General features: G+C 47.9%; 11 protein-coding genes. 4 read left to right on the plus strand and 7 right to left on the minus strand.

The genetic code is table 11. The annotated features are described in order from the left end of the window. Positions 1–15: 15 nt before the first annotated feature. From astD to R7Z78_RS22620, 5 genes are all read right to left on the minus strand, one after another. Positions 16–1473 (minus strand): succinylglutamate-semialdehyde dehydrogenase, encoded by a 1458-nt coding sequence (gene astD, locus R7Z78_RS22600; RefSeq protein ID WP_085570106.1) that lies wholly within the window; start codon positions 1471–1473, stop codon positions 16–18. A 28-nt stretch (positions 1474–1501) separates the two neighbouring features. Continuing rightward, the gene (gene astA / locus R7Z78_RS22605) at positions 1502–2521 is read right to left on the minus strand and encodes an arginine N-succinyltransferase (RefSeq protein ID WP_005381422.1); all 1020 of its coding nucleotides are present in this window, start codon (positions 2519–2521) and stop codon (positions 1502–1504) included. A gap of 109 nt (positions 2522–2630) precedes the next feature. Next, complete coding sequence (locus R7Z78_RS22610) at positions 2631–3842, minus strand: aspartate aminotransferase family protein (protein WP_054575289.1); 1212 nt, start codon at positions 3840–3842, stop codon at positions 2631–2633. Positions 3843–4203: 361 nt separating this feature from the next. Beyond that, positions 4204–4791, minus strand: a complete 588-nt coding sequence (locus R7Z78_RS22615) for an aminodeoxychorismate/anthranilate synthase component II (RefSeq protein WP_104975650.1) — start codon at positions 4789–4791, stop codon at positions 4204–4206. A gap of 69 nt (positions 4792–4860) precedes the next feature. Then, on the minus strand, positions 4861–5340 hold the full coding sequence (locus tag R7Z78_RS22620) for a MarR family winged helix-turn-helix transcriptional regulator (protein WP_033907165.1): 480 nt from the start codon (positions 5338–5340) through the stop codon (positions 4861–4863). Positions 5341–5462: 122 nt separating this feature from the next. Here R7Z78_RS22620 and R7Z78_RS22625 point away from each other — a divergent pair, with 122 nt between their 5' ends. The 4 genes from R7Z78_RS22625 to R7Z78_RS22640 all read left to right on the plus strand — a co-directional run bounded on the left by R7Z78_RS22625 (position 5463) and on the right by R7Z78_RS22640 (position 9852). Continuing rightward, positions 5463–6335, plus strand: a complete 873-nt coding sequence (locus R7Z78_RS22625) for an EamA family transporter (RefSeq protein ID WP_053303042.1) — start codon at positions 5463–5465, stop codon at positions 6333–6335. 39 nt (positions 6336–6374) lie between these two features. Further along, positions 6375–6968 carry an NADPH-dependent FMN reductase gene (locus R7Z78_RS22630; protein WP_053303041.1) on the plus strand — a complete coding sequence of 198 codons (594 nt, stop codon included), beginning with the start codon at positions 6375–6377 and terminating at the stop codon, positions 6966–6968. Between the two features lie 147 nt (positions 6969–7115). Continuing rightward, the gene (locus R7Z78_RS22635; protein WP_104975651.1) at positions 7116–8288 is read left to right on the plus strand and encodes a M20 aminoacylase family protein; all 1173 of its coding nucleotides are present in this window, start codon (positions 7116–7118) and stop codon (positions 8286–8288) included. Positions 8289–8340: 52 nt separating this feature from the next. Continuing rightward, positions 8341–9852: an AbgT family transporter gene (locus tag R7Z78_RS22640; protein ID WP_053303039.1), complete on the plus strand. Its 1512-nt coding sequence runs from the start codon at positions 8341–8343 to the stop codon at positions 9850–9852. Positions 9853–9858: 6 nt separating this feature from the next. On the opposite strand, the gene R7Z78_RS22645 is transcribed toward R7Z78_RS22640, so the two are convergent. Together R7Z78_RS22645 and R7Z78_RS22650 are read right to left on the minus strand one after the other, a co-directional pair. Beyond that, complete coding sequence (locus R7Z78_RS22645) at positions 9859–10773, minus strand: LysR family transcriptional regulator (protein WP_104975652.1); 915 nt, start codon at positions 10771–10773, stop codon at positions 9859–9861. A 167-nt stretch (positions 10774–10940) separates the two neighbouring features. After that, positions 10941–13892 (minus strand): ExeM/NucH family extracellular endonuclease, encoded by a 2952-nt coding sequence (locus R7Z78_RS22650; RefSeq protein ID WP_104975653.1) that lies wholly within the window; start codon positions 13890–13892, stop codon positions 10941–10943. Positions 13893–14098: the final 206 nt, after the last annotated feature.

A 14098-nucleotide genomic window follows, 5' to 3' on the forward strand; every position in this document is an offset into this window, starting at 1 on the left:
CTCTATTATTAAAACTTATAGCGCTACACCTGGACTCAATGTTGCAGGCAAGACAGTCTCTTGACCTTCCATTGATGCCATTGGGTACGCACAGTAATCTGCTGCGTAGTAAGCGCTTGGGCGCAAGTTACCCGACGCCCCCGGACCACCAAATGGCGCATCACCGCTTGCACCAGTGAGCTGGCGGTTACGGTTCACGATACCTGCACGAATGTGGTCAACGAAGTATTCCCATTCTTGGTCGTCGGTTGAGACCAAACCAGCAGATAAGCCAAAGCGCGTATCGTTTGCTAGCGCCACGGCTTTGTCTAACCCTTCGTAACGCACCACTTGCAGAAGTGGGCCGAAGTATTCTTCATCTGGTAACTCAGCAATGTTCGTTACATCAATGATTCCAGGAGAAACAAACGCCGCCTCTCCTGCTTTCGCTTCAATCAAGCTTTCACCGCCAAGAGACTGTAGATTAGCTTGTGCATCAAGAATAAACTTGGCTGCCACGACCGAAATTTGCGGTCCCATAAATGGCGCAGGTTCTGCAAATGGTTGGTCTACGCGAATATTGCGTGTCGCTTCAACGAGCTTGGTGATAAGCGCATCGCCTTTTTCACCCAATGGCACATACAAACGACGAGCACACGTACAACGCTGCCCAGCACTGATAAACGCTGACTGGATGATGGTGTAAACCGTGGCATCCAAATCACCATATTTATCAGAGATCACCATCGGGTTATTACCACCCATTTCTAGTGCGAGCATCTTGCCTGGTTGACCCGCAAATTGACGGTGTAATACATGCCCCGTATTCGCGCTACCCGTAAACAGTACGCCATCAATGCCTTTTGCGTCAGCGAGGGCGATACCAGTTTCTTTCGCGCCTTGAACAAGGTTAATCACGCCTTTCGGCAGACCGGCATCTTCCCATAGCTTCATTGCCAATTCACCCGTCCATGGCGTTTGCTCAGACGGTTTGAAGACTACCGTGTTACCAGCCAGTAGCGCAGGCACAATGTGACCATTTGGTAGGTGGCCTGGGAAGTTGTAAGGACCAAACACCGCCATCACGCCCAATGGGCGGTGGCGCAATACGATTTGGTTGCCTGCTGCTTCACGGCTCGCCTCACCAGTGCGGTCATGATAAGCGCGAATCGAAATGGCAATTTTACCTGCCATGGCTGCTGCTTCAGTGCGCGTTTCCCAAATCGGCTTACCGGTTTCTTTGGCAATCACTTCGGCGATTTTTTCGCTGTTCTCTTTTACTTTCTCCGCAAAAGCCAACACGATTGCCTCACGCTCTGAAAATGAACGCTTTTTCCAGTCAATAAACGCTTCACGCGCTGCAGATACCGCTTGGTTCACCTGCTCTGCCGTTGCACCTTTGCCTTGCCAGATCACTTCTTGGTTGTACGGCGACAGAGACGTAAATGCTTCACCCTGACCTTGTACCCATTCACCTGCAATCCAATGTGTCATTGTTTCTATCCTTAAATTCTGTCGTCTGTTACTGCGGAAGAAGGCGAACGAAATCCCCTTCTTCAACCGAAAGTGCATCCGCAACGTCTGGTGCGATCATTACGCTCTGTGTCTCTGCGTCATACGCCGCCTTAGTGACTGTCGCACGGAAGTTCTCGAAAGATGAATTACACATCAAGAAGTCTTGTGTGCTGGAATGTTCAGAGATTTTGACTTGCGCGCGGAATGAATGACGTACCGACTCAATATTACGCAGATCACACTCAACCGTTGGGCCACCATCGAAGATGTCGACGTAGCCTCGGTTGGTAAAACCTTCACGCTCAAGCAGCTTCAGCGCTGGACGCGTGTTGTCATGTACTTGACCAATCACGGCTTGCGCTTCTGGGCTGAGCAGGTTGATGTAAATAGGCAGTTTCGGCATCAAGTCGGCGATAAAGCCTTTCTTGCCGATACCTGTCAGGTAATCTGCAAGCGTGAAATCGATAGAGAAGAAATGCTCTTGAAGCCATTGCCAGAATGGTGAATTACCCTCGTCGTCTGAAACGCCACGCATCTCCGCAAAGATCGTTTCAGAGAAGCGCTCTGGGTGCTCTGCCATCATTAGGAAACGACACTTCGACATTAGACGACCATTCAGACCTTGGCGGAATTTCTCACGCAAGAACAAGGTACAAATTTCGCTGTTACCCGTGTAGTTATTACCAAAAGTAAGCAGTTTAACGACGTTGTTAACGCCAAGCTTTGGCGACGAGTGCACGACTTTACTAATGTGATATGAGTAAAATGGGACATCCCAGCCGATAGATGCTTCGATTCCGGTGGTACCCGCAACCTCACCCGTTTCAGAGTCAAAGCCAACCATCAGGTAGCCTTCATCGCCTGGTTCTGCCACATCTGGCTTACCAAAGCTGTACTCTGAATGTTTGATTCGATTGGTTAACAGTTCTTCGTTAACCGGTAGAGATGTAAATCCGTGACCAGACTCCACCGCACAAGTGTGCAGTGCGTCGTAATCCGACATCGCGATAGGGCGAACTACTAGCATCAATACTCCCTCCAGATGCAAGAAGATCCTAACTATATTGTAGGAACAATTCCCCCATCAGAGATCCTTGACGGGGGTGTCTGCGTTGACGTTTAAACTGATATCGCGCTTAAACTAAAGTCGCGATCGCTTTATCCAGTTTCGCCAAGCCTTCTTCAATTTCTTGTTGTGTGATAACGAGTGATGGTGTGAAACGTACGACATTGGCACCCGCAACCAATACCATGAGACCTTGTTTACCTGCAGCAACCAGCACGTCACGCGCACGGCCTTGCCATTCTTCATTTAGTGCAGCGCCAAGTAATAGGCCTTGACCGCGCACTTCTGAGAAGATGTTGTACTTCGCGTTGATCTTCTCTAGACCTTCACGGAACATTGCTTCGCGTTCTAGCACACCAGCCAACACCTCTGGCTTGGTAACTTCATTTACAACCGCTTCTGCAACCGCACACGCTAGTGGGTTACCGCCATATGTAGAACCGTGAGTGCCCACTTTCATGTGCTCTGCCAATTTTGCTGTCGTTAGCATTGCACCGATCGGGAAACCGCCACCAAGTGATTTCGCAGTACTTAGAATATCTGGCGTGATACCTAAACCTTGGTAAGCGTAGAAGTTACCTGTACGGCCATTACCAGTTTGCACTTCATCGAAGATCAGTAAGGCGTTGTGTTTGTCACACAGCTCGCGAACCGCTTGAGCGAACTCAGGCGTTGGTGGCACGATGCCGCCTTCACCTTGTAGTGGCTCCATCATAACCGCACAAGTACGATCAGACATGTGCGCTTGTAAAGCTTCGATATCGTTGTAAGGAAGGTGTGTCACGTCGCCTGGCTTAGGACCGAAGCCGTCAGAGTATGCAGCTTGGCCACCAACCGTTACGGTAAAGAATGTACGACCGTGGAAACCTTGTTTGAATGCAATGATTTCAGACTTCTCAGTGCCATGAACGTCTGCTGCATAACGACGTGCCAGCTTCAAAGCGGCTTCGTTTGCTTCTGCGCCAGAGTTAGCAAAGAACACTCGCTCAGCAAAACTCACTTCTGTTAGCTTTTTCGCCAGACGAAGGGCTGGTTCGTTCGTCATAACGTTACTTAAGTGCCAAAGCTTGTTAGCTTGCTCTGTTAGTGCGTCTACCATTACTGGATGACAATGGCCAAGACAGCTCACTGCAATACCACCAGCAAAGTCGATGTATTCATTACCTTCCTGATCCCAAACACGTGAACCTTCACCTTTAACAGGGATCATTTCCATCGGGTTATAGCAAGGTACCATTACCTCATCGAATAAACCGCGCTCTACTTTAATTTCCGTTGTCATTGCACATTCCTTCTTGATACCGCATGCGTAGCAGATAAGCGAATTTAACCGGCTCTCTTTGCCAGCAAATAATGTTTTGCATTTAAGCTATTGCGGCATTGTATTTACATTTAATTAACCATTTCAATAGTGATTTATTCTTTTCGTTCTCGAAAGCAACTTCCATTAATCACTGCTTATGACTATTTATGCATCAAGAAAGTAAAATAGAGAAGTGATTTTTTATAAATGTTATGTAATACAGGGGATAGAAGGTTTAAAAAGACATGAATAGACAAAGAGACTCGAGAGAATCGCATAGTTTTGCAATCCGCTCACCTCAGCAAAAAGATGAATGATTTGTTAAGAAAAGTGATCGCGATCAGATCGCTTTGCGTGCTAAAAAGTTCGCAAGCAACTCGTGACCTTGCTCAGTTTTGATTGATTCTGGGTGGAACTGCACCGCATCAATTGGCAAGGTTTTATGTTGGTAACCCATTATTTCATCCATGCTTCCGTCAGGCAGTTCTGTCCATGCGGTCAGTTCAAACACGTCGGGTAAAGTACCGTTTTTCACCACAAGAGAGTGATAACGGGTTACCGTGAGTGGGTTATTCAGATTTTTAAACACACTACGACCGTTATGACGAATCGGTGAGGTCTTACCGTGCATCACTTGTCGTGCACGTACCACTTCGCCCCCAAACACTTGCGCTATCGCTTGGTGACCAAGGCAAACACCCAATATTGGAAGCTTACCAGCGAAGTGTTCTATCGCTTTCAGTGAAATACCTGCTTCGTTCGGCGTACATGGCCCTGGCGAGATCACCAAATGAGTTGAGTTGAGCGCCTCAATGCCTTGGATATCGATTTCATCGTTACGCACCACCTTTACGTCTGCACCAAGCTCGCAGAAGTATTGGTAAAGGTTGTAGGTAAACGAATCATAATTATCGATAATTAACAGCATGGGACTACATCGTGGAAACCTGAAAGCGAGTATTGTGCCGCCTTTTTATCTAAACGCAAGTACGATCAGTTATTCCACCTCGGCTTGCAGGAACTTACTCAGCAGGCTTTCCAACGCATTTCTTTCTTCAGAGTCGAGACAAGTTAAGTGCTGTTCCATGCTCGCGACATGCGCTTCAAGCACCTGATCTAAAAAGGCAACACCGTCTTCCGTCAATGTCACTCGATTACTTCTGCGGTCGCTTTCGCTCGCTACGCGGTGCACCCAACCTTTTTGTACCAAGCCTTCTAAGCGTGTACTCACTGCACCAGACGAAATCATCAACGTTTTGTACAACGTTGTCGGCGTGACGGGGTCTATGCTACGTCTTAGCGTGGCCAGAATATCGAACTCAATTGCGCTGATCCCAGCATCACCGCACACTTGGCCATGGACCTGTTCCCAGAAGTTTGCCGCGCGACGAATGCGCCCAACCACGCCCATCGAAGAACAATCTAAGTCAGGTCGTGCTTGCTGCCACTGCTGAAGAATCTTATCTACACCGTCCATTACATCATCCCCATTATCATCACCAACTAAAAATCTTTTCAAAAAGATACTTGACCAAAAGAAAAAACGCCATTACTTTTAAAAAACAATCTTTCACAAAAGATACTTTTACAAGAGGTATCATGACCAACGCAGAAAGGATTCAAGCAATACTGCTCACCGCGATTGCTCCCATCGTTTGGGGCAGCACCTACATCGTCACTACTGAGTTGCTACCCGCAGATAGTCCCCTACTCGCGTCTGCGATACGCGCACTTCCGGCGGGATTATTACTCATCGCTTATACGCGGTGCTTTCCGAACCAGCAATGGTGGGGAAAACTCGCATGCCTTGGAGTGCTCAACATCGGACTGTTCTTTTACTGCCTGTTTTTTGCTGCAAGTTACCTACCTGGAGGAACCGCGGCACTGGTCATGTCGAGCCAACCGATCATCGTGATGCTGCTCAGTGGGCTGGTATTAAAAAGTAAGATCGCTTTGAGCCACTGCATCGCAGCAATATTCGGTGTGCTCGGTGTAGCGCTTATCGTCATCAACGAAACGGTGCAGATCAGCGCGCAAGGAATTGCTCTGGCGGTACTAGGCACATTAAGCATGGCAAGTGGCGTGGTGCTAACCAAATACTGGGGACGTCCGAAGGATATGTCGACATTGGCGTTCACTGGCTGGCAACTCCTCGTCGGAGGCATCCTTTTATTACCTGCAGCGCTATGGTTTGAAGGTCTACCGGAGACCATTTCGCTAAAAAACTTGGCCGGATACAGCTACCTAACCATAGTGGGCGCGGTACTCGCTTACGCACTGTGGTTTAAAGGAATCGAGCGTCTTCCTGCAACAAACGTCGCGTTTCTAGGATTTCTGAGTAGCGTCTCGGCGAGCGTGTTGGGCTACGTATTTTTAGATGAAATACTCACACCACTGCAATTGTTAGGTGCAGGAGCAATACTGGTTTCGATCTTTTTGGCCTCCCATAGTCCTAAAGCTGCAAATGCATAACTCCAATAAACAAGATATAAAATTCAAAAGGAAATGATTATGAAACTAACGATTGTCTCTGGCAGCCAAAGGGCAAATTCACAAAGTCTCAACGTAGCTCGTTTTATCAAACAGCACGGTTTGCAAGAATTCGATCAAGTGGAAATCCTCGATCTGCATGAACTGAACCTGCCATTTTGGAATGAAGGCGTTTGGCAAGGTAGCGAAGAGTGGGGTGTCTGGACGCCAATCGCGCAAAAACTGAAAGAGTCTGACGCGTTTGTCTTTATCACACCGGAATGGCACGGGATGGCGACCCCAGCGCTGAAAAACTTCCTATTGCTGACGACCGCAAACGAACTGGCACATAAACCAGCACTATTGGTGAGTGTTAGCGTCAGTATCAACGGTGTTTACCCGATCAGCGAATTACGCATGACTGGCAGCAAAAATAACCATGTGTGCTTTTTGCCTGACCATCTCATTGTACGTGACAGTGATAAACTCATTGATCAAGAGGCGCACAGCGATGACAGTGACTTTGTCGCTCGCACTCAATACACTTTGAAACTGCTCAGCTGCTACGCGAGCGCATTAGCACCAGTGCATCAGGACATGCTGCCGCTCGGTAAACCATTTACCTATGGGATGTAATCGTCATTCAAGCCGCTCAGTATTGGGCGGCTTTTAGTTTAACCTCTCTCCAAGCAACTATTAGCAACGCTAATAGTTTCAGTAGAAATCCGGTTTGTTTGAATTGTTTCAATAGTGTTAAATCACTCTCAATTAAAGGGGAGATGTATGAACATTATTGAAGTCTTAGAACCTTGGTTAGCCGACGCGATTAGTATCCGTCATGCCATTCATAAGCAACCAGAATTAGGTTTTGAAGAAAATAACACTCAAGCGTTAGTGGTTGCCGAGCTCGAAAAGTACGGCGTCGATGAAATCTGTACTGATTTCGCCAAAACGGGCGTGGTGGGTGTGATTCACGGCTCGATCGGGGACGGAAAGAGCATCGGTCTTCGCGCCGACATGGACGCGCTACCCATCCATGAAGCCAACACATTTGCCCACCGTTCGTGCCGCGACGGTAAAATGCACGCCTGTGGCCATGACGGTCACACCACTATGTTGCTACTCGCTGCGCGCTACTTGGCCCGGTCGCGTAACTTTGCAGGCAAAGCGGTGCTGATATTCCAACCGGCAGAAGAAGGTCGCGGTGGCGCCGAGACCATGATCACCGACGGCGTGTTAGAGCGCTTCCCGATCGACGAATGCTACGCTCTGCACAATATGCCGGGCATTCCTGAAGGGCATTTCGCATTTAAGACGGGGCCAATAATGGCGAGCTCTGACCGTCTGTTTGTCACTGTCGACGGAAAAAGTGGTCATGCTGGCTTACCACACACAACCCAAGATCCATTGCTTGTCGCGACCCATATTTACCAAGGTATTCAAGGCATGGTCAGCCGCAACTACGACCCGTTTGATCCACTAGTGGTTTCGGTCACACAGCTGCATTGTGGAGAAACAACCAACGCCATCGCCGACCAAGCTCATATGAGCGGTACGTTCCGTACTTTGTCTCAACAAACACGAGATAGCTTGGTTGAACGACTCGAGCAACTAGTAGCTCACAGCGCCAAGGCGCACGGGATGCAAGCAGAATTTAAACTCGGACCAATTTCTCACCCACCGACGGTTAACACCGAAAACGAAACTCGGCGAGCGATCGACGCAGCGGCTCAAACCGTTGGAGCTGAGCGCGTTAACCCAAGCTGTGAAGCTATGCTAACCAGCGAAGACTTCGCCTTTTTCCTCAACAAAGTACCGGGTTGCTACGGCTTTATCGGCAACGGCACTGAGGAGCAAGGATGCAGCGTTGGCCTGCACAACAAAGCCTACGACTTTAACGACCGGCTGCTGCCGATTGGCGCCGCTTACTTTATCAATTTGATTGAACAGCAATAACAACAAATGAGGGGAAGTGACTCCCCTTTTTACACAAAGGAGTGTTCTAACAATGTCGACTGCAATTACGCAAAAATCGAGTTCAGGCGCGTCAATGATCGACCGCATTGAGCGACTGGGCGATAAAGTCCCTCATCCCTTCTATCTGTTTATCTTCCTGTGCCTCAGCGTCATGCTGCTCTCTTGCCTATTCTCGTTTATTGGCGGCGGCGTGACCCATCCATCTACGGGTGAAGTAGTGCACGTTAAGAGCCTAATCAGTGGTGAAGGTCTGGTTTACATCCTGCAATCGACGGTGAATAACTTCGTCTCGTTTAAACCACTCGGATTGGTCTTATGTATGATGCTAGCGGTGGGGCTATTGCAAGAAGTAGGCTTGGCCGACAGTGCAATCAAGCAATCATTGCTCAACGCGCCGCGTCAGTTTGTCACCGCGTCGATTTTCGTCACTGGTATCATCGGTAACCTCGCCTCAGACGCTGCGTTCATTTTGGTTCCCCCTCTCGCAGGTCTGATTTTTGCGGCAACCAACCGCAACCCAATTGTCGGCATCGCCGCAGGTTTTGTCGCGGTCGCGGCTGGGTTTACCGCCAACCTATTTATTGCTGGCACCGATGTATTACTTTCCGGTATTTCAACCGAAGCGTCTGCCATCGTTGAACACGTCGAAGTTAGCCCGGCAGCAAACTGGTACTTTATGTTGCTTTCCGTTCCGATTTTAGTCGTCACAGGGACGCTCATCACCGACAAATACATCGAGCCTAAATTCGCGCATAAAGTGACAACCAACCACGCCGATAGTGAACCGTCTTTTGAAATTACCACTAAGCAAAAGAGTGCGTTGAAATGGGCTGGAGCAGCGTCTTTGGTGTTTATCGCTTTGCTTTTGGCCGCCCTGCTGCCAGCCGATTCACCTCTACGTAATGCAGACGGCGGTTTGGTACCTTCACCTTTCCTAAAAGGGATTATCCCGATCATCATGGCATTCTTCTTTATGAATGCGGTGGTTTACGGCGTCAAAGCGGGTACGATCAAACAAGCCAGTGATATTCCTGACTTGATGTCCAAAGCGCTCAAGGGCGTTGGCGGCTACATTGTCTTGGTATTTGTGATTGCCCAGTTCATTGCTTGGTTTAAGTGGTCTAATTTAGCTATCTTTATTGCGGTGAATGGTGCGGAATGGATTTCGTCTGTCGAGATGCCAAAGCTGGCGATGATGGCGCTGTTTATGATGCTTGCTGGCGTGATGAACATGATTGTGTTTAGTGGTTCGGCGCAATGGGCGATCATGGCCCCGGTATTTATCCCACTCTTTATGTTACTTGGCGTAGACCCGCAAATTACGCAAATGGGCTATCGTATTGCCGACTCCACTACCAACATCATTTCACCGACCAATCCATATATTCCGATGGTACTGGCGCTGATCGCCAAATATAATCCGCAAGTGAAATTTGGTACTTTCCTCGCGATGATGGTGCCATACGCTCTGGTGCTATTTAGTGTTTGGGGCGGGCTATTCCTGATTTACATGCTGACAGGTTTACCCGTCGGGCCAATGTAACGTCGCTTAACGACTGGGGATAAACTCAGCAAAGCCCCAGTCGCTGACATGCTTTTTCAAAATCAAACTGAACTCATCGACTAACTCTCGATGAGTTTCTTTACGTGTAATGAGCCCTACTGAGCGGTACTGAACCGGTTGAACAACCGGAATAAAGCGAACTTCCACGTTGTTGCTCAACTCACCGATAGTGGAAGACAGAATCGTCGAACCTAGTCCGCTGGAAATCATCCCTAATAGCGTTGAGGTATGCGAAGCGCTCAACTCCGGATCATAGGTTAAACCAATGCGTTGAAACGCTTCGTCGGCAAGTGTGCGTAAACTGTTCCCGGGGCTGACACCAATCGACGCGTATTGATGCGCTTGTTCCCAACTGACTTGCTTATGCTCGGCGAGCGGATGGTCTTGCCGGCAAACAAAGCACAGGTAATCGCGAAACAGTAAATCAAAGTTCAATTCTGGGTGATTCGGATTGGTGTTGATGCCGATGTCTGCCTGCCCTTGTAGTACTGAATGGGTAATGTCATCAACCCGTTCTTCAATTAAGCGAAAAGTAAAATCTGGATAGCGCTTTTTCAGGTCATTGAGGGTTTTCGGCGCTAAGGATGCACACAACGTATATAGCGACGAAACCACCAGCGACTTGTTGTAGCCGTGCTGGCGGTCTTTGTTTTGCTGAACTAGTTTATCCAAGCGATTAACGATAAATCGCGCTTCCTGATACAACTGCTCGCCCGCTTCGGTGAGTATGATTTTCCTGCCTTGGCGCTGATAGAGTTCGCTGGCAAGTTGCTGGGTCAGCTTTTTCATCATCTGGCTCAACGCAGACTGGGTGATGTGCACCTTTTCAGCGGCATAAGTAAAATTTTGTTCCTCAGCCAAGGCGATAAAAGCTTTGAGCTGACGATAGCTAATGTCCATTTAGTAGTCTCACCCTTTGCTCTGCTGAAAAAGTATACCCAAACTTGGTAACTAATACGTCAATATGATTATCCATTTCTATATTTTTTCTGAACATAAAGGCCAGCATAGGCTGGCCTTTGGTCTTTACAGCTATTTAGGAACTGTTTGTCAGGAAGTAAATTCGCTTAGCGGCGACGGCGGAATAAGCCGAGACCTAGCAGCGCAAATAGCGCGCCAAAGCCAAATGAACCACCATCATCATCATCGTCTGATGGGTTAGTGCTCGACGGCTCTAGCGTAACATCGCGAGAATCACTGAACTTAACCGTGTTACCGGTAGAATCTGTCACTTTCTCTTCTAGAACGTACTGACCTTCCGTTGGTGCTTTGTCGAATTCCACACTCACGCTACGAGCATCAATGTCTGTTTGTGTCAGAGTTGCACTCGCTTCGTAACCATCAGTATCAGACGTTGACGACGCCGCTTGAGTTGCTTCCGTTAGGCTTACCGTCACGATATCACCGACAACTGCGTTTGGTGGTAGACGAACTTCCACTGCTAGGTTTTCACCTGAGCTTGGTAGATCGATATCTGTATCTGGTAAATCAATCGCGATGATCACTGGATCGTGGTCAGAGGCAGAGAACGCATCTTTGTACTTCGGCATATCACCTGTGTACTTGCTGCTGTATTCGAACAAGTTACTCTCTAGTGAGTTGATGTGCCAATCTTCAATTGCTACCACTTTTTGCGCTAGGCTGCTGCTTGCCAATGCGTGGTCCAAATTACCCAGCTCGCCCGAATAGGTGTAAGAAAACGTATCAGTGCCGTGCAGCAACGTGTTTAAGTTGTGCAGACCGTAACCTTTTTCAATTTTGGTCTTCTCTACTTGAAGTTCACCATCACCAATGGTTGTGTAAGCAGCAGTATAAATGTCACGGCCGTATTTCTCTTTCGAGTAATCAGTCAGTGTCAGAAGTGGGTCTTCCATGCCATAAGCATTGAGGTCGCCCATGAGCAATACATCGCCTTTCACCTCTTTCAACGCTTCACCCACTGCGTGCGCAGCAGAAACGCGGAAGTTGTTACAGTTGCCTTGCAGATCCGCTGGCTCAGAATCTTCTACACCGGCAATCCACTCTTCAATACACTCAGAGCCTTTCGACTTAAAGTGGTTTACGACAATAGACAAATCTTCACCCGTCTCTTTCACCGTAAAGGTCTGAAGTAGACTGTGGCGTTGGTACTTATCGTAAGCAGGGTTACTTTCTGTGCCCTCTTTACGAGTAATTGTGTTTTCTGCAATGTGCTGCTCTGGCGTGATGATCACTTTTGCAGCGTCTTTTGGCGTTACTGCGTTAGCACGATATAAAATCGCCACCATGATCGCATCACTGCCAAAGTATTCGTCTTGGTATTTGTCTTGCTCTTCGATTTCGACATACGTGTAATGATCTTCAGCGTCATCAATCTCAGCATTTAGGGCATCAACTAAGTTTTGGATAGCACTGCCATCACCAAAGCCGTTGTTTTCCACTTCCATCAAACCAATAACGTCTGCGTCCATCTTGTTCATCGCCGCAACGATTTTCGCTTGCTGGATCAGGAATTCGTCTAGATTAGTCGCACCGCGGTTTTGTCCGGTTGGGTTTTCATGACCACTGTCAGCCACGGAGTTGAAGTAGTTCAGTACGTTGAAGCTTGCAATACGCAAATCTGAGTCCGCAATCGCTGGGGCATCTTTACGAGCCACATCGAAGCCTTCACCTGAAGTCACAAAGTTGGTGTTATCGACTTCATTGGTCGCAATCAGGCGGTATTCGTTGTAGCTGTAAGCCACGACACCCTGAAGACCTTCTACTCGAGAACCAAGGCGAATGTGCTGCTCTGAAGAGCCATCTTGGTCTGCATCTTTAGCAAAATCTGGGTAGTATGGGATTTGTCCGTTTGGTGCTTTGCCATCTGATTCTAAGTATACGCGGTTCGCTGCGTTGTCTTTTGCTAGCTCAACGGCTGCATCGCTCTCTGCCGCGTGTAATTGAGTCGGCTTTAACAATGGCGCTTCATGAGAGAGCATCATATTGTTACGACGTGAATCGTAGTCGTAAGAGAAGTTTCGAGTTACAAACAAGTCACTTGCCGAGGTTAACTCAACTTGCATCCCTTCATGACGCTCAAGCGCATCACGTAGTGTCTCACCTTCTTTGATAACAAGATCGGTAACTCGAGGGGTTTCAGAGGTGCCTGTTTTCACATAGCTGTTAGCATCAGAAGCAAGCTGAGTATTGCTGTAATACTCTTGAACTTTACCTTTCACACAAACAACATCACCAGCTTTCAGCGCCGTGTCTGCCGCGTCAGTATGAATGAACAAGCCTTCTGAGGTCTTGTCGTTGTTGTCGCTTTCTAATGCTTGTAGGTAGAAACCTTTGGTTAGGCCAGTGGTAACAGCAGTCACGACACCCGTTACGAAATGATCTTCGTCAGTAATGTATGGGTAACCATCAATGAATGGAGACGTATCGCCTTCACCTTGAATATCTTGGATGGTAGTGAAGTTAGGTTGCTGACCGTCGACTTCACAAGCGAATGGTGCTGGTGGCTCAGTCGCATTTAGCTCACCAAGGCCGTCAATGTTGTCTTTCTCAAATGCCGTCCACTGAGATGCATCATAAGTAGCAGAAGGGGTTAGTGCATCACTGTTACGAACTAATGTGGTGTCTTTACCAAAATCTACGTCACCCATCACACCGATGATGTCGTGCACTTCACCATCTTTAAGCAGTGCGATCGGGTCGTCACCGTTAAAGTTCGCAACGCTTTTATCTGTGATATCCGAGACAGCTTTGATGGTATCGCTCGCGTCACCATGCGCCAGTACATACACTTGGTTAGCTTGTAGCGTCACTTGGCTAAGGTCGAATGTGCTACCCCAAGTACCACCACCGTTTGATGATTTCGCCAACTCGTAGCCAGTGAGTGTCACCGCAGTATCACCCGTATTAGCGATCTCTACCGCTTTATTATAAGCGCCGCCTTCTACGTATTGGGAAATAATAATCTCTGCGTTCGCGTTTGCACTAAGTGCACTGGCGATGGTTAATGCGAGTATTGAGGGTTTGATTAACGTGTCCATTGTCATACCTGATATTTATGTAAATGCAAACTTAGCTCTGGTTAGAGCCTGCCATTTGCGTCTACTATCAGGTTTATTTATGAAATAAATAAGAATGAGTAATTAAAGCCGTGAAATGAATCACATGTGAATATAATAAAATATGCCAGAGCATCCCATTCAAACATTTTTTGTAATAAATACAGAGCGCTATTGATAAACAAGTC

Origin of the sequence: Vibrio sp. 1167, from assembly GCF_033340375.1 — a bacterium.
GTDB lineage: Bacteria > Pseudomonadota > Gammaproteobacteria > Enterobacterales > Vibrionaceae > Vibrio > Vibrio alginolyticus.

Bases quoted from the DNA above. Each gene is read 5' to 3' on its own strand.
- astA (WP_005381422.1), bottom strand. From the start codon at position 2,521: ATGCTAGTAGTTCGCCCTATCGCGATGTCGGATTACGACGCACTGCAC.
- R7Z78_RS22620 (WP_033907165.1), bottom strand. From the start codon at position 5,340: ATGGACGGTGTAGATAAGATTCTTCAGCAGTGGCAGCAAGCACGACCT.
- R7Z78_RS22645 (WP_104975652.1), bottom strand. From the start codon at position 10,773: ATGGACATTAGCTATCGTCAGCTCAAAGCTTTTATCGCCTTGGCTGAG.
- R7Z78_RS22625 (WP_053303042.1), top strand. From the start codon at position 5,463: ATGACCAACGCAGAAAGGATTCAAGCAATACTGCTCACCGCGATTGCT.
- R7Z78_RS22630 (WP_053303041.1), top strand. From the start codon at position 6,375: ATGAAACTAACGATTGTCTCTGGCAGCCAAAGGGCAAATTCACAAAGT.
- R7Z78_RS22615 (WP_104975650.1), bottom strand. From the start codon at position 4,791: ATGCTGTTAATTATCGATAATTATGATTCGTTTACCTACAACCTTTAC.
- R7Z78_RS22610 (WP_054575289.1), bottom strand. From the start codon at position 3,842: ATGACAACGGAAATTAAAGTAGAGCGCGGTTTATTCGATGAGGTAATG.
- R7Z78_RS22635 (WP_104975651.1), top strand. From the start codon at position 7,116: ATGAACATTATTGAAGTCTTAGAACCTTGGTTAGCCGACGCGATTAGT.
- astD (WP_085570106.1), bottom strand. From the start codon at position 1,473: ATGACACATTGGATTGCAGGTGAATGGGTACAAGGTCAGGGTGAAGCA.
- R7Z78_RS22640 (WP_053303039.1), top strand. From the start codon at position 8,341: ATGTCGACTGCAATTACGCAAAAATCGAGTTCAGGCGCGTCAATGATC.
- R7Z78_RS22650 (WP_104975653.1), bottom strand. From the start codon at position 13,892: ATGGACACGTTAATCAAACCCTCAATACTCGCATTAACCATCGCCAGT.